The sequence below is a fragment of the Nonomuraea sp. NPDC049655 genome (genome assembly GCF_044465465.1).
GTDB lineage: Bacteria > Actinomycetota > Actinomycetes > Streptosporangiales > Streptosporangiaceae > Nonomuraea.
Window position 1 is genome coordinate 30930 of sequence record NZ_JBITLS010000022.1, and the last position, 17557, is coordinate 48486.

The following is a 17557-nucleotide window of genomic DNA, read 5'->3' on the forward strand; positions in this document are numbered from 1 at the left end:
CCCCCGTTCAGGCCAGGAGCAGCGCGGAGACGAACTGGAGCAGGTGCCAGGCCACGTACGCGGCCAGCGAGCAGAACGCCCACTCCTTGCTCCTGCTCACCCGCGCCACCCAGACCAGCACCTCCACCGGTTCGGACCGCGGCCTGACCGCCCGTACCGCGAAGCAGGCCGCCATCAGCCAGGCCGCCCCCGACGCGGTCAGCAGCCCGACGGACAGGGCGAGCAGCACCCCCGGCCCCGCCGGCGGGTCACCCGGCGAGAGCTGACGGGTCCAGGCCGCCAGCACCCCGGCCAGCAGGCCGAGCGTGACCCGCCGATCCCTGCGCGCCTGTCGCTTGAGTGACTGCAGGTCTCGACGCATCTGGTGCTTGAGCATCCGGATCACCTCCGTGTCGTCGCTGGTGGCACCAGCTAACGAGAAGGCGCGGAGAAGATCTGCGACCTCACTTCCGAGATTTCCCGACTTTTAGCGGTCTTTCAGGAGAGCTCCCGCAGCTCCTGCGCCGCCCGCCGGCCCTCGAAGACGTCCCCCACCTCGTCCAGCGTGCGCACCGCCTCGGCCAGATGGGCCACCGCCGCCTCGCGGTCCCCGAGCCTGGCGGTGATCAGGCCGAGCGCCCTCAGCGCGCATCCCAGGTCCCGCCGCGTCCCGCACTCCAGGTGCACGTCCCTGGCCTGTTTGGCGTGGACCAGCGCCTCCTCGGCCCGGTCCAGGTCGAGCAGCACCATGGCCAGCGTCGTGAGCGCCGCCCCCCACCGATCCCTGGTACCGGTCACGTGCTGCAGCTCGACGGTCTCCACGGCGTACTCCAGGGCCGCCGCGGGCTCGCCCGCCGCGTGGAGCGCGTGCGCGATCGACAGCAGCGCGCTGGCCCTGCTGTCGCCCGTCTCCTCCCGGATCGCCAGCGAGGCCCGCGCCGCCCGCACCGCCGGCTCGTGCCGCCCGAGCGACAGGTACGTGTAGGTCAGCGTCTCCTGCACGTCGGCCTCGGCTCGCCGGTTGCCCAGCCCCTGGACCAGGTCCAGCGCCTCCAGCGCGTACACGAAGGCCACCTGGGGCAGGCCCTGGCGGCGGCGCACCCGGGCCAGCCGGTTGAGCATGCGGGCCTCGACGGGCTCGTCGCGGATCACCCGGCTGATGACGAGCGCCTGGTTGAGGTAGTCGTCGGCGCGCAGGTAGTCCGACAGCCGCCAGTGCACCACCCCGATGTCGCCGAGCGTCTCGGCCTTGCCCTGCTCGTGGTGGAGCTCGACCTGCACCGCGAGCGCCTGCTCGTAGCAGGCCAGCGCCTCGTCGTAGCGCGAGCCGTTGCGCGCGATGCGGCCCAGCGCGCACAGCGCCCGCCCGCACCCGTGCTGGTCACCGGTGGCCGTGTACCCGGACAGGGCGCGTTCGGCGTCGCGGCGGGCGTCCTGCTGCAGCCCGAGCTGGTCGTAGATCTCGGCCAGGCAGAGCAGCGTCTCGGCCTCGGCGTGCTCGTCGCCCAGCTCGTGGCAGATCGACAGCGCCTCCAGGCCCTCCGACAGCGCCGCGTCGGGCTCGCCCAGGCTCCGCCGCACCCGGGCCGAGATGATCAGGCTCTGCGCGGCGCCCCTGCGGTCGCCCAGCTCCTCCCGTACGCGCCGCGCCTGGCCGGCGTACCGGAGCGCCAGATCGTTGCGCTCCTGCGACAGGTGCAGCCGGGCGAGCGTGTGCAGGCACTTCGCCACGCCGGACAGGTCTCCGATCTCCCGGTGCACCTCCAGCGCCTCACCCGCGCGGCGCAACGCCTCGTCCCTGTTGCCCGCGATGCCGTGCACCTCGGCCAGGTCGTTGAGCGCGCGGGCCAGCCCCGCGCGGTCGCCCAGCGAGGTGAAGTCGGCCAGCGCCTCGCCGATGAACCTGGCCGCCAGCGTGGACGGTCCGATGTCGCGGTGGATCGAGCCGAGGTGGCTGCGCATGAGCGCGACGGCCCGCTGGTCGCCCACCTGGATGGCCGAGGTCAGCCCGGCCTGCTGCACCTCCAGGTTGTTCTCGTAGTACCGCAGCCGCCTGAACGGCTCGAACACCGCCTCGGCGAGCTGCCAGGCCATCCCGTACGCCCCGCTCTCCTCGGCCAGCCGCACCGCCGAGACCAGCGACCGCCGCTCGGCCTCGAACCACTCGCGCGGCGTGTCCGGACCGGTCGCGACCGCCAGGTAGTGGTCGAGCAGCCGCACCCTGGCCTCGCGCACCCCCGCCTCGGCGTGCCGGCCCAGCTCCCTGGCCTGCCACTTGACCAGGTCGTGCACCCGGTACCGCGACCCCGGCAGCGGCTCGACCAGGTACGCCCGGTGCAGCCCCTCCACCGCCGCCACCGCCTCGCCCACCGGCACGCCCAGCGCCGCCGCCAGCACCTCCGGCGCGAAGTCCCGCCCGGGAAGCAGCCCGACGTGCCGGAAGGCCCGCCGCTGCGCGGGGCTCAGCGACTCGTACGCCAGGTCCAGCGCCGACCTGAACGCCTCCTCCGGGTCCCCGGCCAGCGGCCGGTCCGGCGTACGCAGCTCCGCCGCCCGCGCCCGCACGCTCAGCCCCGGGTCCTCGGCCAGCTTGGCCGCCGAGATCCGCAACGCGTACGGATGGTACGAGCACACCCGGGCCAGCTCGGCCAGCGCGTCCCGGTCGGCGGCCCGCGGCGAGCCCTCGCCGAGCACCGACACCAGCAGCGCCACCGCGTTGCCCGGGTCGAGCACCGACAGGTCCATGAGGTCGGCATGCCCGGTGGCGCGCAGCGGGGCCATCCGCGTCCTGCTGGTCACCAGCACCACGCAGTCCTTGCCGCCCGGCAGCAGCGCCCGCACCTGGGCCGGGTCGGCCGCGTTGTCCAGGACGAGCAGCAGCCTGCGCCCGGCGATCCTGCTGCGGTAGAGCAGCATCAGCTCGGCCTCGTCGGAGGCCGGCATGTGCTCGCCGACGCCGAGCGAGCGCAGGATCTGCCCGAGCGCCTCGGCCGAGCTCATCGGCGGCTGGGTCGGCGAGTGGCCGCGCAGGTCGATCATGATCTGGCCGTCGGGGAACCGGTCGGCGTGCAGGTGGCCCCAGTGCGTCACCAGCGCGGTCTTGCCCACGCCGGTCAGGCCCTGCACGACCATGGTGTTCGTCCGCCGCGGCCGGTCCAGCCAGGCCGTGAGCAGGTCGAGGCTCTGCTGGCGGCCGGTGAAGTCGGACGCGTCGGCGGGCAGCTGGCGCGGCTTCGGCAGCTCGCCGACCGGCAGCGGCCCGGCCTGCGCGCCCGGTCGCGTCAGGAACGGCGTCACCCGGCCGCGCCACGGCTCGGACAGGTGCTCCCAGGCCCCCGCGGCCTCGCGCAGCGCCACCGGGTCGGCGATCCGCAGCCTCCGGTACCCCAGCCGCGCCAGCCAGCCGTGCCTGACCCACTGCGTGAGCTGCCGCTGCACGACGTCGGGCGCGCTGCCCACGAGGTCGGCCAGCGTCTCCACGGACAGCGGCGGCGCGGCGGGGGAGGCCAGCTCGTACCGCTCGTCCAGGTGCAGCAGCCACACGGCCAGCCGGGCCGCGACCGGCGCCCGGGCCAGCGCCTCGTGCCTGCGGGCCGCCAGGTTCCTGGCGAACAGCTCCTGGACGAGCGCGGTCGCCACGGCCGGGACCGCCGATGCGTGCTCGCGTAACCGCCGCAGGTCGATGGGCCAGGCCCGGACCTCGGTCAGGGCGTCCACCTTGACGCGCTCGCCCGGGCTCCAGAAGGCCAGCTCGCCCACCAGGTCGCCGGGGCCGCGCAGGTCGTGCACGACCTCCCGGTCGCCGCCGGGGACGTGCTCGCGGGCGTACCCGTGGTCGATCAGGTGGACGCGGTTGACCGGCCGGACCGGCGAGCAGATCAGCTCGCCGCGGCGGAAGAGACGGAGGCTCGCGCCCTCGTCCACGAGTGACCTGAACAGACCCATGCCACCACCGATCTGGGGACGGCGGTGTCCTCGACATGACAGGTTGGAAACAGTCCCAACGACAAAGTGTCACATCAGGCGAACACGGGTCAACGGATCACACGTGCGCCGAATCGCTCCGGTCGGGCACGAACCGGTAGCCGACGTTGCGGACGGTCCCGATCAGCGACTCGTTCTCGGTGCCGAGCTTGGCGCGCAGCCGCCGGACGTGCACGTCGACCGTCCTGGTGCCGCCGAAGTAGTCGTAGCCCCAGACCTCCTGCAGGAGCTGGGCGCGGGTGAAGACCCGGCCGGGATGCTGGGCCAGGTACTTCAGCAGCTCGAACTCCTTGAACGTCAGGTCGAGCACGTTCCCCCGCAGCCGCGCGGTGTAGGTGGCCTCGTCGATAGACAGGTCGCCGCTGCGGATCTCGTCGGGGACGTCCTCGGCGGCGGTCTGCGACCTGCGCCCGGTCGCCATGCGCAGCCGCGCCTCCACCTCGGCGGGGCCGGCGGTCTCCAGCAGCACGTCGTCGACCCCCCACTCGGCGGTCATCGCGGCCAGGCCGCCCTCGGTCACCACCACCAGCAGCGGGCAGTCGATGCCCGTGGTGCGGATCAACCGGCACAGGCTCTTGGCCTGCACGAGCTCCTTGCGCGCGTCGACCACGACGGCGTCGGCGGGCGGCGTGTCGATGAGCGCCGACGCCTCGGCCGGCGAGACCCGCACGGAGTGGAGCAGCAACCCCAGCGCCGGCAGCACCTCGGAGGACGGCTCGAGGGCGTTGGTCAGCAGCAGCAGGTTGCTCATCACGGCCTCCTCTAACACACAAGGACCCGGAGGCGACGTCGCCCAGGTCCTGTACGCGAGGATATCCCACGGCTTAGTCGCGTCCATTGCGCGTCCACCAGGTGAACAGCGGGCCCTTTGAAACAAGCGTGTTAAGGGCGTCGCACAATAGAGCGAAGGCGATTGTGAGGCAACGCATGGCCACAGGAAAAGTACGTTATTGGGCGGCGGCCAAGGAGGCCGCCGGAGTCGCGGAAGAGTCGTTCGAAGCGGCGACTCTTGACGAACTGATGACCAAAATCACACAGGACCGGGCCGAGCTCGCCCGGGTGGTCGGCCGTTCGTCGTTCCTCGTCGACGGCGCCCCCGTGGGCCGGCGCGCCCACGACACGGTGGTGCTCGGCGAGGGCGTCACGGTGGAGGTGCTGCCGCCCTTCGCCGGCGGGTGATCCACGGCTCCGGCGGGGAAGGAGACCGCCGGATCGATAGGCTCGAAACCCCCGCCGACGACAGGGAGCCCCATGCGCAAGCTGATCATCTTTCTGATCGTCCTGGCCGTCCTCTTCGTCGTCGTCGACCGCGTCGCGGTGGCCGGGGTGGAGCGCGACCTGTCCAACCGGATCGCCGCCGCCACCGACCTCAGCGGCGCCCCCAAGGTGACGATCGAGGGCATCCCGTTTCTCACTCAGGCCGTCTCGGGGCACTATCCCGAGGTACGGTTCGATCTCGGCACCCTCACCTACGGAGGCGTGCCGGTGAAGAACCTGCGCGGCGTCGCCTACGACGTGACCGCCCCGCTGTCCGACGTGCTGCAGAACCGTGCCGACGTCCGGGCCGGGCGGGTCACCGTGAGCGGCGTGCTCACCCGGGCCACGATCGACAAGCACGCGCCCCGGGGCATCAAGATCAGCGGCAACGGGCGGCGGCTCGTGGCGTCGGGAGAGGTGACGGTGGGGGTGCAGAAGGTGCAGTTCACCGCGGAGATGCGGGTCGACGTGGCCGACGGCGCCATCAGGCTCCAGGCGGAGAAGATCCAGGGCGTGCCCGACCAGCTCGCCCACTTCGTCACCTACACGATCCCGTTCAAGGGCGGCCTGCCCTTCGACGTGAAGATCACCGGGGTCAAGAGCGTGGCCGACGGATTGGAGTTCTCGGCCGAAGCGTCTGACGTGCCGATCCGTGGATGAGCCTGAACCGCTGCGGCCCCCCGTACGTGATGAGGGCGTGAGCGCAGCAGGCACCGCGGACGAGGAGCTCGTACGCACCCTCTTCGACGAGCACGCCGGGCCACTCTACGGGTACGTGCTGCGACTCACCGGTGATTCCGGACGTGCGGAGGACGTGGTGCAGGAGACGCTGCTGCGGGCCTGGCGGCACCCCGACGCGCTCTCCGGCCGTCCCATCCGGGCCTGGCTGTTCACGGTGGCGCGTAACCTCGTGGTCGACCAGCACCGCGCCAAGAAGGCCCGGCCGCAGGAGACCGGCGACGAGGCCCTCGCGGTCCTGCCGGCCGACGACGAGCTGGAACGGGCGGTCGAGTCGTGGGCCGTGGCCGAGGCGCTGGCCGCGCTGCGGCCCGAGCACCGCGAGGTGCTGCTGGAGGTCTACTACCGGGGGCGATCGGTGAAGGAGGCGTCGGCGACGCTGGGCATACCGCCGGGCACGGTCAAGTCGCGCACCTACTACGCGCTGCGCGCGCTCAAACTGGCGCTCGAAGAGCGGGGGCTGGCGCCGTGACGACCTGCGAAGAAGTGCGCATCGCCATGGGCGCGCACGCCTTGGGCGCGCTCGAACCCGACGAGGCGCTGGAGATCGACAACCACCTGGCCACCTGCGAGACCTGCGGCGCCGAGCTGCTCGAACTCGAAGGCGTCGCCGCCTTCCTCGGCAAGGTGTCCGAGCACGACGTCGAGCTGGTGGCCAGCCCGCCGCGCCAGGTGCTCGACCGGCTGCTCAACGCCCGCGCCCGGCGTCACCGGCGCGGCCGGCTCATGCTGGCCGTGGCCGCCTCCGTCGCGGTGATCGCCGTCGGCGGCACGGTCTGGACCGTCACCCGGCAGGACGTCACGCAGCGGACCGCGGCCGCCCCCGCGGCCGCCCCCCAGTCCTCGGCGGCCGCGAAGTCGCCGGAGACCGAGGGCTTCGTCGCCAGCGACGCCGCGCCCGACGCCCAGCTCAGGAAGGCCCTGCCGACGCCGAGCACGATGCCCACGACGGCCCTGAGCACCACCGGTGACGGCCGGGCGTTCAAGGGCGAGAACCGGGCCAAGGACTACTACGCCACGGTCTACGCCCTGCCCGCCGACGGGCGCACCGAGCTGCTGGTGACCGTGCGGAACGTGCCGGTCGGCACCGTTTGCAGCCTGGCCGTCTACGACGACAGGGGGCGGCGCGAGGTCGTCGGGAGCTGGACCGTCAGCCGCGAGAGCTACCGCGAGGAGACCGTCTTCCAGATGGCGACGCCGGTGCTCATGCGGCGCATCGACCGCTTCGAGGTCGTCGACCGGCGGGGACGCGTCCTGGTGGACGTCGCCGGCCCGGCCAGGAAGTAATCGCGGCCGCCCGTGGTTGGCACCTGAGGTGACGGGTCTGTGGATCGCGCTGGCGACGCTGGCGCTCGGCACGGTGATCGGGGTGGTACGTCTGCGCCGCGACGGACGGGTGCGCGCGGCGGCCGGGGAACGGCTGACCGCGGACATGCTGGGCGCCGCCATGGGCGAGCGGGCCACGCTGGTGCAGTTCTCGACCGCGTTCTGCCAGCCCTGCCGGGCGACCAGGCGGGTGCTGGCCGAAGTGAGCGCGCTCGTGCCCGGGGTGGCGCACGTGGAGATCGACGCCGAGTCCCGGCTCGATCTGGTGCGGCGGTTCGACGTCATGCGCACGCCCACCGTGTTTGTGCTGGATCCGTCAGGCAACGTGGTCAAAAAGGCCTCTGGCCAGCCACGGAAGGCCGACGTGCTGGCCGCGCTGGCGGTCGCGATCCCCTCCGGGGAGTCACGGCCGTCTCACGAACTGTCTCAGAACTCGGACGAGATGTGACAGATGGCGAGACGACGAGTAGGGTCGTCGCTATGAACCCGTCGACAGAGCTGCTCACGAAGCGGCGCGCGGTTGATTTCTGCCGCGTCGCCACCGCGCTCTGTCGCGCTGCCTGAGGACGGTCACCGCGGACATCTGGTCCGCCCCATCCGACCCCTTCAGGAGCATCCTGCGATGCGTGCTGATCCCAGAGCGCTGCGCTTCGGCGCGGCCGTCACCACCTTGGTCCTCGCTCTCGTCCTCGTGACGGGGAGCGCGTGGCTGCTCGCCGTCCAGGCGGTGGTCTTCGCGCTGGGAGTCGCGCGCCGCTCGCCGTACACGATGCTCTTCAAGGCGCTCGTCAGGAGCGCTCCGAAGGAGACCGAAGACGCCCGCCCGCCGCGGTTCGCGCAGGGGGTGGGGCTGCTCTTCGCGGTCGCGGGGCTGACCGGGTTCGTCATCGGGATCACACCGCTGGCCCTCGGGGCCACGGCCGCGGCTCTCCTCGCCGCCTTCCTCAACGCAGCCTTCGGATTCTGCCTCGGCTGCGAAACGTACCTGCTCACCCGCCGTCTACTGCCCGCCGCCAAAATGGAGGTTTCCCAATGAGCCGCTCCGCCGCCCTGGTGGACGCCGACTGGGTCGAGGCCAACCTCGACACCCCCAACGTCGTACTCGTCGAGGTCGACGAAGACGTCAGCGCCTATGACAAGGGCCACATCCGTGGCGCCGTGAAGGTCGACTGGCGGCAGGACCTGCAGGACCCGGTCCGCCGCGACTTCGTGGACAAGACCGGTTTCGAGGCCCTGCTGTCGGACCGCGGCATTTCCAACGATGACACCGTCGTGCTCTACGGCGGCAACAACAACTGGTTCGCGGCCTACGCGTACTGGTACTTCAAGCTCTACGGCCACCAGGACGTCAAGCTGCTCGACGGCGGGCGCAAGAAGTGGGAGCTCGACTCCCGCGAGCTGGTCCGCGACGTGCCCGAGCGCGCCAAGACCCAGTACGTCGCCCAGGAGCAGGACACCGCGATCCGCGCCTTCCGCGACGACGTGGTCTCCGCGATCGGCAAGCTCAACCTGGTCGACGTGCGCTCGCCCGACGAGTTCACCGGCAAGCTGCTCGCCCCGGCCCACCTCCCGCAGGAGCAGGCCCAGCGCGGCGGCCACGTGCCCACCGCCCGCAACATCCCGTGGTCCAAGGCCGCGAACGACGACGGCACCTTCAAGTCCGACGACGCGCTGCGCGCCCTCTACGGCGAGGCCGGCGTCGACTTCGGCAAGGACACCATCGCCTACTGCCGCATCGGCGAGCGCTCGGCGCACACCTGGTTCGTGCTGCACGAGCTCCTCGACCAGGGCAACGTGAAGAACTACGACGGTTCGTGGACGGAATACGGCTCGCTCGTGGGCGTGCCGATCGAGCTGGGGGAGGCCCGCTGATGACCACTGCACAGGGTTGCGGAGCGCCGGAGCAGACCATCGCGCTGCCGGCCGGGATCGATCTGTCCAACCAGGCCGTCATCCAGGGCGTGGTGACGGGCGCCACCACCGCCTACGCGCGGCTGCTCGACCACTCCGGCGAGTTCACCGGTGAGGTCGTCGTCTCCGACGACGGCGTCTTCCGCTTCTTCGCCGCGCCCGGCGACTGGACCGTCCGCATCATCGCGGGCGGCGGCGTCACCCGCGACGTTCAGGTGGAGGCCCGGCTGGGTGAGGTCTCCCAGCTCGCGGTCGCCGTCTGAGCCCAGACAGCGCCGAGACGGGCCCGTGTCCACACCGGACACGGGCCCCGTTCCCGTTCCGGGCGAGCGCAACGAAACCCGGCGCGGCGGTGTTGTAGAGGGCGTGAGTGGAACCGACTGTCTCGACCCGGTGCGCAAGGCGCTCCTCGACGACCTCGACGAGGGCTTCGCCGAGCTGTACGCCGCCCACCGCGGCCTGGTCTTCTCGACCGCGCTGCGGCTGAGCGGGCGCTGGGCCGACGCCGAGGACCTCACCGCCGAGGCGTTCCTGCGGGCGTACCGGGCACTGGCGGGCTACGGGCCCGACCGCGTGGCCGCGCTGCAGCCGCGGGCCTGGCTGATGACGATCCTCATGAACATCTGGCGCAACTGCGCCAGGGCCAAATCCCGCAAACCGCCACCCGACCTGCGTGACGAGCCCGTGGACGAGCCGGACCCCGCCCAGGACGTCGAGGAGGCCGCGGTCCGCAGGGAGACCGGCGACGAGCTGTCGGAGCTGCTCGGTCTGCTGCCCGAGGAACAGCGGGCCGCCGTGGTGCTCAGGCACGTCGTCGACCTGCCGGTCAGCGAGATCGCCACCGTGCTCAGGATTCCGCAGGGCACGGTCAAGTCGCACGTGTCGCGAGGGCTGCGGCGGCTGCGCGAACTGGGAGGTGCCCGATGAATGACGATTCACTGCTGGCCGGGCTGGCCGGGCTGGCCACCGACGCCCCCGCCGGGCTGCTCGACCGGATCGCCGCCCGCTGGGTGAGCGTGCCCGCGCCGATCGGCGAGCTGCGGGTGGCCTTCACCGACCAGGGCGTGGCGTACGTGCACGCCGGCGACGACTTCGCCGCCTCGTTCAGGAAACGGTTCGGCCGGCCGCTGCTGGCCGCCGACCGGCCGCCCGCGGGGCTGGTGCCCGCGCTGCGCACCGGCCGTCTCGGCAAGGTGCCGCTGGACCTGCGCGGCGTCAGCGGCTTCCAGCGTGACGTGCTCGACGCGGTCAGGACGATCCCGAGGGGCGAGGTCAGGCCGTACTCGTGGGTGGCCGGGCAGATCGGGCGGCCGCGGGCCGTACGCGCGGTGGGGACGGCGCTCGGCGCCAACCCGGTGCCGCTGCTCGTGCCGTGCCACCGGGTCGTCAGGTCCGACGGCGTGAGCGGCGACTACGTGTTCGGCCGGGCGGCCAAGGAACGGCTGCTGCTGGCCGAGGGCGTCGACCTGGACCGGGTGCGCGCGCTGGCCGGGGAGCGGGTGTTCTACCTGGCCAGCGACACCACCGGCGTGGTGTGCTTCCCGACCTGCCACAACGCCCGCCGGATCACCCCCGCGCACCGGCACGGCTTCCGCAGCGTCGCCCAGGCCAGGGCGGCCGGCTACCGGCCGTGCCGCACCTGCCGGCCCGCTCAGGCGGAGGGCTTGGTCGGGTAGCGCATCAGGAGGGTGGCGCGCACGACGTCGGGGCCGTGCGCGCGGTAGCCGTGAGGGACGTCGGAGAGCCAGGAGATGTGGTCGCCCGGCCCGGCCGTGAGCGGCTCGTGGATCGGGCCGGCGCTGAGCGTGCCGGTGAAGACCGTGACGTGCTCGCTCACCCCCTTGTGGTGGGCGGGCGAGGTCTGGGTGACGCCCGGGGGCACGCGGACGCGGTAGAGCTCGTAGGTGACGCTGTCGTCCTCGAAGACCTCCAGCAGGTCGGCCTCGATGGCGGCGCCGCGCATGGTCTGCGGCTCGGGCGGCGAGTCGAGTATCGCCCCGATGGGCACGCCGAGCTGCGCGGTGATCGCCCAGAGCGTCTCCAGCGTGGGGTTGCGGGTGCCGGTCTCGACGCCGGACAGCGTGGCCTTCCCGATGCCCGCCCGCTTGGCGAGCTCGGACAGCGAGACTCCGCGCGCCTGGCGCAGCCGTCGCAGCCGGTCACCGACGACGGCGGGGTCCTGGTCGAACGCAGGCAGCGGCTCCATGACGCCATCGTGCCGCAAGGCTCGTCCGGTGTGACCGCCTCTCGGGGGCCGAATCGTCGTTTCCCGGATTTGCCACTGCTCAGGAGTGGCCTGGAAACACGCCGGCCACAGGCTGTCCACGGGTTGCGGCTGCGGCGTAAGGGACAGACCGCTACGATTCAGCAGATGTCCGGATCGACAGGTGTGATGGCGCCGCCCCGACCTGGGCCTACGCCGGCTCAGCGGATGCCGTCGCCGTACTCGCTGCCCCTGCACGCGCTGCGCCTCGCGGGGAGCTGCGCGCTGCCGCTGATCCTCTGGTACGCGGCGGGCCAGGTCGTGCGCTTCGTCCTGCTGTACGCCGCCACCGAGCTCGCCTACGGCGACCTGCGACAGCTCCGGCTGGTGGGCACGGTCACCTTCCTGACCCTGATCGTCCTCGCGGCGATGACGGTCACCACGGGCATGCTCTACACCCTGCGCGGCGCGCTGTGGGAGATGCGCGCGAGGCGGGAGGAGGGCGTCGAGGACGAGCGCTTCTTCCGGGTGCTGGACCGGGTGGCCCCCGCCTTCGCGGTGCTCTACCTGTCGTGGGGCTGGCACGTGGAGGACGCCCGCGCCCTCCAGCAGATGGACCTGAACCACCACTTCTACGACATGCAGTCGGCGGCCTGGTTCGGCGAGGAGACCCACGTCGGCAAGGGCCTCACCGACCTCGACTGGCGGGTGTCGCTGGGCGCGATGGTCGTGCTGTTCGGCCTGAAGTGGCTGTTCGCCAAGCTCGTGGAGCAGGGCAAGGGCAAGCTGTACGGCTTCGGCGCCGCCTTCTCCGAGTTCGCCTTCGTCTTCTACGGCCTGAACGCCACCGTCGCCATCGCCGGGCTGCGCTCGGACTGGGTGGAGCACCGCAGCGTGGTCGCCGGCACCAACGACCTGCTGGAGCAGGCGGAGAAGAGCGTGCCGCTGTGGAAGACGGTCACGGACGCGGTGAGCGACTTCTGGCCGTTCTTCATCGGCGGCGTCGCCGTCCCGCTGGCCTGGCTGACCGTGGCGATGCTGGTGTTCGGCGCCTACTCCGACGAGACCCGCAGCCTGGTCAAGGGCACCCGGTTCGAACGGGGCGTGGACCGGCTGGAGGACAGCCACGACCTCACCAAGAGGTCGTTCGATCAGCTGACCGGCGGCTTCCGGGACCGCTGGCTGCCGCTGGCCAACTCGCTGCGGATGATCGCCAAGGGCGGCGCGCCGCTGTTCGGCATGATGTGCCTGAGCTACGTCGCCCTCACCGTGGGCGCCGAGTACGCCGAGCGCGCCGTGGTGACGCTCGTCGGCTCGCAGGCCGAGTGGGTGTGGGCGTACAAGCAGGGGCCCGTGACGTTCGTGCGCGGGCTGGTCGTGACCGTGCTCACCATGGCGCTGCTGGCGGCCACGTACGATCTGGCCGCCACGCGGGCCCGGCTCAAGGGCGAGCCGCTCAGCGACGTGTGAACCGCAGCACGTCCGCCTCCGGCTTGCCGGCCTTCTCCCGTTTGAAGTAGTCCGCCGTCGGGGTGTCGGAGCGGTAGTCGCTGACCCTGAAGGAGAGCTCGACCTCGTCCGCGACCGGCGCCGGGACGATCGCCATGCCCTCGAACCTGTACTCCTTGCCCAGCTCCAGCCGGTCCGTCGGACGGTCGCCCGGGGTGAACTCCACCGTCCAGGTCCGGCCGGCGCGGTCCTCCAGCTTGGCCCTGTCCGGCGGGGCGGTCATGGTGGCGCTGGACTCGTCGAGGAGCTTCTGGGTGATGTCCACCTTCAGCCAGGTGACCTCGGGGCCGTGCTTGCTGCCCGCGGGGGCCTGGACGGCCTTCAGGGCGGCCCGCCACTCGATGTCGTGGACCTTCCCCGACTGGCCGGGGGCGACGGCGACCTCGTTGATCTTGATGCCGTCGGTGATGGTCGTGTCGTAGAAGCGGTAGCCGTCGTAGGTGTTGAGGCCCATGGCGAGGACGGAGGCCACGGCGGCGCCCACGGCGACCAGGATCAGCCGGCCGCGCCTGGGCGGCCGGGCGTCCCGCGGGGCCGCCGGCGGCTGCTCGACGGGCGGTACGGCGGCCGCGGCCGGGGGGCGCTGGGGGGACGGCATGGCCATGCCGGGCCGGATGGCGGGCAACGGCTGGGTGCTGCCTCCTGGGGACTCGCGGGGGGCGGGCGGCCACACCTGCTGGTCCGGATGCACGAACCGCCCCCGCCCGGGCCCGCCGGGCAGCCCAGGGCCGGGCTGTTGCGCGCCGCCACGGCCGGGAGGCCGCGCGTCGTGACCGGGAGGCGCCCCGGCGGGGCCGGCCGGGGGAGCCGCGTGGCCGGAGGGAACGGGGCCCGAGGGGGCGGGGCCGTAGCCGGGAGGCGGCGTGGGACGGGTCGGCGGCGGGGTGGCGCGGTCGCGCGGCGAGCCCGTACGGCGGCGTCGGGGCCGGGCGGGCAGCGGCGTCTGCGGCGCAGGCGGCATCGGCCCCGCCGCGGGCGGCTGGGACGGCGGCGGCTCCGCCGCGGGCGGGGGGAAGGCCGGAGCCCCCGGCGGGGTCGCGGGGTCCGCGGGCGCCGGGGGAGGCGGGAAGGCCGAGGGGGCCGGGGCGGGGTCCTCGGAGTGGTGGTCGTTCCTGGGGGCGAACCAGTCGCGCTCGTTCGTGCTCACAGTGCGATCACTTCTTGACGGTGGAGTAGACGGCCTGCGGCGAGGCCGCGAGCTTGCGCGCGGCCTCCTCGTCGAGCCCGAGGTCGATCTCGACCTCCGGCTGGAACGGCTCCACCAGCATCTCGGCCGGCAGCCCGAAGACCACCCGCGCTCCCGGCAGCGCCGATGAAGGAACCTCGAAGAAGAACCGCCCGCTGACCCAGATGTCGGGCTGGACCCACGTGTTCGCCAGCGTCAGAGTGCTCGCCACGCGGTCGGTGGCCTGGAACTTCTTGCCGTCCGCGGTCAGCAGCTGCGGCTGCCCCAGGTGGTACGGCTTGAGGCTCGACCTGGCCGAGGCGTTGACGACGAGGAACAGGTTGTCCGTCGTGATGGTCTCGTCGCTGTTCTGGATCGTCTTGGCGGCCAGGAACGAGTCGAGCCGGACGGTGAACCGCCTGGCGTCCACGTCCTCGCCCTTGGCGCCCGTGTAGGTCACCCTGGCGCTCGCCTCGTTGGCGGTCAGGTGGAACGTCTGCAGCCCGACGGCGGCGGCCGCCAGCAGCAGCCCGGCGCAGGCGTTGAGCACTTTGGAACCGCCGCCAGGCCCGCGTCCGGCGCGGCGGCCGGGCCGCTCGGGGCGCTCGGGGACGGCGGAGGAACGCGGCTGGGTGGCGGTCATGCCCCCTCACCCGCCTTGACCGGCAGCGTCACGCGGGCCTTCACCTCGGGGTAGAACTTGTCGTCCTTCTCCTTGGCGACCATCTGCCACTGCAGCCGCTCGTCCTGGAAGCCGGGGACGTACTCGAAGGCGGCCACGTCGAACGTGATCTTGTCCGGGGGCCGTTCGGTCGCGCCGAGCCGGTACCGGACGAGGACCTGGCTGGTCACGCCGGGGTGGAGCTGCCGGGTCTCGTCGCCCTTGTCCAGGGCGTAGACGAAGGGCCCCGACTCCTTGGAGAACCTGGGGCTGATGGCGACCAGCGAGTCGGCGAAGGACGAGCCGAGCCACGCCTTGTCCGGCTGCGCGGGGTCGGGGGGCAGGCCGACACTGGAGGTCTCGTCCCCCTTGTTGGTGACCTCGAAGACCAGCTCCACGAACCGCTTGTCCTCGTCGAACTGCGTCTTGGCCCGCTCGACCTTGACCCGCGACTCGACGAAGCGCGTGGAGTAACGGCCCTGGTCGAGCGTCGCGCCCTGACCGAGCAGGTCGGGGCCCTTGTCGGGGGCCTCGTTCAGCCCGCCCAGCAAGGCCGTGATGCCGACGGCCGTGACCGCCACGAGAGCCGCGATGGGCACCGCCACCGGGCGTCTCGGCCTCGTGCTGTCGCCGGAGGGTTCCGTCATGGGTATGGATGGTAATAGGTCACGGTTGCCCCATCTGCCGCAATGGTCCCTTCTGGCGGGGGGAATTGCCGCGAACCCTGCCGCTACGGGGGTGGAAGCTCATACGCTGTCACGGAGCGGAAAAGGGCTGGCCCCTGCAACTAACGACATATCGCGGCCGGAGGGTCACGTGGCGGACGTGCATCCCGAGCATGCCCAGCTCCAGGCGGACCGCATCTACCTGGGGTGGCAGTACATCCTGCTGCATCCCGACCCGGGGCCGCCGCCCAAGCGTCCCTCGCCCGAGAAGGAGCCGGCGCCGGACGCGGAGTCGTCCGGCCGGGCGGCGGCCGAGGCGCTGCGCCGCGAGCGGCTCCAGGAGGACATGCTCAACCGGCCCGTACGCGTCATCCGGGCCATCAGCCTGACCATGTCCGCGCTGATCCTCGTGGCCGCGGTCAGCGGCTACCTGGGATGGTCGTTCGCGCTCCTCGGGCTGGTCGCGGCCGGCGGCGTGGCGGGCATCTGCACCTACGCCCTGCTCCAGGGCGACCGGGCGGTCCGCTACCGGGTGCTCGAACAGCAGGCCAGGGACGACCGGCAACGTCAGGAACGTGACAAGGAGCTGTTCCGCGCCCAGGAGGAGCACGCCCGGCGCTACCGCGACTGGCAGGAGTCGAAGGAGCGCCACGAACGCCAGCTCACCTGGTACGCCGTCGCCGTCCCCGACGAGATCGACCGCATCGACGTGGCCGGCGGCACGCTGCCCGGCTGGTCCGCGCTGATCACGCTGCTCGGCGCCACGCGGCTCTACAGCGGCGGCCACCTGACCGTGCTCGACCTGTCGGAGGGCGCGGTCGCCAAAGACCTGATCGAGCTGGCCCGCAAGGGCGGCGACGACCCGCTGGTCTGGGTGCTGCCGGTCGACCTGCCGAAGCTCGACCTCGGGGCCACGCTCAAGCCGGAGGCGTTCGCCGACGTGCTGGCCCACGTGGTGAGCGTGAGCGAGGAGCACCGCACCACCCGCGACCTCAGCTTCGACAACGCCATCCTGGAACGGGTGCTCGAAGTGCTCGGCGAGAACGCCACCATCAGCCAGGTCACCGCCGCCCTGCGGGCCCTGGCGCAGGTCGGCGACCCGCGGGACGACCTGCGCTTCGGCCTGATCACCGCGACCCAGCTCGAACGCATCGGCACGCTGTTCGGCCGCGGCGTGAGCGACCGGGTGGTGATCGAGCGCGCCTGGGCCCTTGAGTCGCAGCTGCGCAAGCTGGAGACGCTCGGCACCCAGGCGGTGCGGCTGCCGCCCGCCCGGCTGCGCGTGGTGAGCATGGACCGGCAGGCCGGCGTGTTCGGCAACCGGGTGCTCGGCACGTACGTGGCCACCGCGCTCACCCACATCCTGCGCCAGTCGCCCGCCTCCGACCGGCCCTGGTACCACACGATCATCGTGGCCGGCGCCGACAAGCTCCGCGGCGACGTGCTCGACCGGCTCATGGACGCGTGCGAGACCTCGCGTACCGGGCTGGTGCTGACGTACCGGAGCCTGACCCCCACCGTGAAGGAGCGGCTGGGGCGCGGCCACGCGGCCGTGGCGTTCATGCGCCTCGGCAACGCCGAGGACGCCCGGGTCGCCAGCGAGCACGTCGGCACCGAGCACCGGCTGGAGCTGGCCCAGCTCACCGAGACGATCAGCGACGCCCTGCCGGGCCTCGACGGCGGCTACACCTCCACCATCTCCCAGGTGGACGACGCCCGCCGCGACCGCGGCGACGGCCACGCCGACCTGGTCGAGGACATCACCGAGTCCACCGAGTGGGGCCGGACGGCCGACAAGATCTCCGAGACCGAGCGCGTGCTCCACCGGTCGCGCGAGTTCCTGGTCGAGCCGCACCAGCTCCAGCAGCTCCCCACGACGTCCGTGATCGTCACCGACGCGACCGCCGAGGGCAGGCGGGTGCGGCTGGCCGACGCCAACCCGGCCATCCTCACCTTCCCCAAGACCACGCTCGGCGACCTGGAGGAGGTGCGCGAGGCCGTGCTGGCCCTGGAGGCCAAGGACGAGGGCGAGGAGCCGCCACCCAACCTCGGGCCACCACCGCCACGCCTTGACTGGCGCAAGGGCAGGCAATGACCTGGTCAAGGGCGTGGTGAGGAGCTGACGATCAGCGGGATTTTACTGAGAACCGACTGTGGGG

General features: G+C 72.3%; 19 protein-coding genes. 12 read left to right on the forward strand and 7 right to left on the reverse strand.

All coding sequences use genetic code 11. From position 1 onward, the window contains the following. Positions 1-7 precede the first annotated feature (7 nt). The 3 genes from ACIBQ6_RS47370 to ACIBQ6_RS47380 form a co-directional block, all read right to left on the reverse strand. Complete coding sequence (locus tag ACIBQ6_RS47370; protein ID WP_358289395.1) at positions 8-376, reverse strand: hypothetical protein; 369 nt, start codon at positions 374-376, stop codon at positions 8-10. Positions 377-477: 101 nt separating this feature from the next. Next, a complete protein-coding gene (locus ACIBQ6_RS47375) occupies positions 478-3924 on the reverse strand; it encodes a tetratricopeptide repeat protein (RefSeq protein WP_397219199.1) in 3447 nt (1148 codons plus the stop codon). 97 nt (positions 3925-4021) lie between these two features. Then, positions 4022-4714: a response regulator transcription factor gene (locus ACIBQ6_RS47380; RefSeq protein WP_357994472.1), complete on the reverse strand. Its 693-nt coding sequence runs from the start codon at positions 4712-4714 to the stop codon at positions 4022-4024. A gap of 176 nt (positions 4715-4890) precedes the next feature. Here ACIBQ6_RS47380 and ACIBQ6_RS47385 point away from each other — a divergent pair, with 176 nt between their 5' ends. The 10 genes from ACIBQ6_RS47385 (at position 4891) to ACIBQ6_RS47430 (ending at position 10871) form a co-directional block, all read left to right on the forward strand. Beyond that, entirely contained in the window at positions 4891-5142 is a 252-nt protein-coding gene (locus tag ACIBQ6_RS47385; RefSeq protein ID WP_358289389.1) for a MoaD/ThiS family protein, read from the forward strand. 72 nt (positions 5143-5214) lie between these two features. Continuing rightward, the gene (locus tag ACIBQ6_RS47390; RefSeq protein WP_358289388.1) at positions 5215-5880 is read left to right on the forward strand and encodes a DUF2993 domain-containing protein; all 666 of its coding nucleotides are present in this window, start codon (positions 5215-5217) and stop codon (positions 5878-5880) included. 37 nt (positions 5881-5917) lie between these two features. Further along, entirely contained in the window at positions 5918-6430 is a 513-nt protein-coding gene (locus ACIBQ6_RS47395; protein WP_125643242.1) for a sigma-70 family RNA polymerase sigma factor, read from the forward strand. Continuing rightward, positions 6427-7245 (forward strand): anti-sigma factor family protein, encoded by an 819-nt coding sequence (locus tag ACIBQ6_RS47400; RefSeq protein WP_397219200.1) that lies wholly within the window; start codon positions 6427-6429, stop codon positions 7243-7245. The genes ACIBQ6_RS47395 and ACIBQ6_RS47400 overlap by 4 nt, the downstream gene beginning before the upstream one ends. A gap of 28 nt (positions 7246-7273) precedes the next feature. Next, complete coding sequence (locus tag ACIBQ6_RS47405; protein ID WP_358289383.1) at positions 7274-7732, forward strand: thioredoxin family protein; 459 nt, start codon at positions 7274-7276, stop codon at positions 7730-7732. 174 nt (positions 7733-7906) lie between these two features. Next, a complete protein-coding gene (locus ACIBQ6_RS47410) occupies positions 7907-8320 on the forward strand; it encodes a DUF4395 domain-containing protein (RefSeq protein WP_397219201.1) in 414 nt (137 codons plus the stop codon). Then, positions 8317-9156 carry a sulfurtransferase gene (locus ACIBQ6_RS47415; protein ID WP_358289377.1) on the forward strand — a complete coding sequence of 280 codons (840 nt, stop codon included), beginning with the start codon at positions 8317-8319 and terminating at the stop codon, positions 9154-9156. Before ACIBQ6_RS47410 ends, ACIBQ6_RS47415 begins: the two co-directional genes overlap by 4 nt. Further along, positions 9156-9458: a DUF1416 domain-containing protein gene (locus tag ACIBQ6_RS47420; protein WP_357706203.1), complete on the forward strand. Its 303-nt coding sequence runs from the start codon at positions 9156-9158 to the stop codon at positions 9456-9458. The genes ACIBQ6_RS47415 and ACIBQ6_RS47420 overlap by 1 nt, the downstream gene beginning before the upstream one ends. 103 nt (positions 9459-9561) lie before the next feature. Continuing rightward, on the forward strand, positions 9562-10122 hold the full coding sequence (locus ACIBQ6_RS47425) for an RNA polymerase sigma factor (protein ID WP_387679409.1): 561 nt from the start codon (positions 9562-9564) through the stop codon (positions 10120-10122). After that, entirely contained in the window at positions 10119-10871 is a 753-nt protein-coding gene (locus tag ACIBQ6_RS47430; RefSeq protein WP_397219203.1) for a methylated-DNA--[protein]-cysteine S-methyltransferase, read from the forward strand. The genes ACIBQ6_RS47425 and ACIBQ6_RS47430 overlap by 4 nt, the downstream gene beginning before the upstream one ends. Here the strand turns inward: ACIBQ6_RS47430 and ACIBQ6_RS47435 are convergent. Beyond that, positions 10847-11401 (reverse strand): XRE family transcriptional regulator, encoded by a 555-nt coding sequence (locus ACIBQ6_RS47435; RefSeq protein ID WP_358289368.1) that lies wholly within the window; start codon positions 11399-11401, stop codon positions 10847-10849. The genes ACIBQ6_RS47430 and ACIBQ6_RS47435 overlap by 25 nt on opposite strands. Positions 11402-11626: 225 nt before the next feature. On the opposite strand from ACIBQ6_RS47435, the gene ACIBQ6_RS47440 reads away from it, so the two are divergent. Then, positions 11627-12868, forward strand: a complete 1242-nt coding sequence (locus ACIBQ6_RS47440; RefSeq protein WP_397154103.1) for a hypothetical protein — start codon at positions 11627-11629, stop codon at positions 12866-12868. Here ACIBQ6_RS47440 and ACIBQ6_RS47445 read toward each other — a convergent pair. Genes ACIBQ6_RS47445 through ACIBQ6_RS47455 form a run of 3 tightly spaced genes read right to left on the reverse strand, consistent with a single transcriptional unit; the run spans position 12855 to position 15380 of the window. Next, on the reverse strand, positions 12855-14054 hold the full coding sequence (locus ACIBQ6_RS47445) for a hypothetical protein (RefSeq protein ID WP_397219204.1): 1200 nt from the start codon (positions 14052-14054) through the stop codon (positions 12855-12857). The genes ACIBQ6_RS47440 and ACIBQ6_RS47445 overlap by 14 nt on opposite strands. A 7-nt stretch (positions 14055-14061) precedes the next feature. Beyond that, the gene (locus ACIBQ6_RS47450) at positions 14062-14715 is read right to left on the reverse strand and encodes a hypothetical protein (protein ID WP_397219205.1); all 654 of its coding nucleotides are present in this window, start codon (positions 14713-14715) and stop codon (positions 14062-14064) included. After that, the gene (locus ACIBQ6_RS47455; RefSeq protein ID WP_358289357.1) at positions 14712-15380 is read right to left on the reverse strand and encodes a hypothetical protein; all 669 of its coding nucleotides are present in this window, start codon (positions 15378-15380) and stop codon (positions 14712-14714) included. Before ACIBQ6_RS47455 ends, ACIBQ6_RS47450 begins: the two co-directional genes overlap by 4 nt. 169 nt (positions 15381-15549) lie before the next feature. Here ACIBQ6_RS47455 and ACIBQ6_RS47460 point away from each other — a divergent pair, with 169 nt between their 5' ends. Then, a complete protein-coding gene (locus ACIBQ6_RS47460; RefSeq protein ID WP_397219206.1) occupies positions 15550-17493 on the forward strand; it encodes a hypothetical protein in 1944 nt (647 codons plus the stop codon). Positions 17494-17557: the final 64 nt, after the last annotated feature.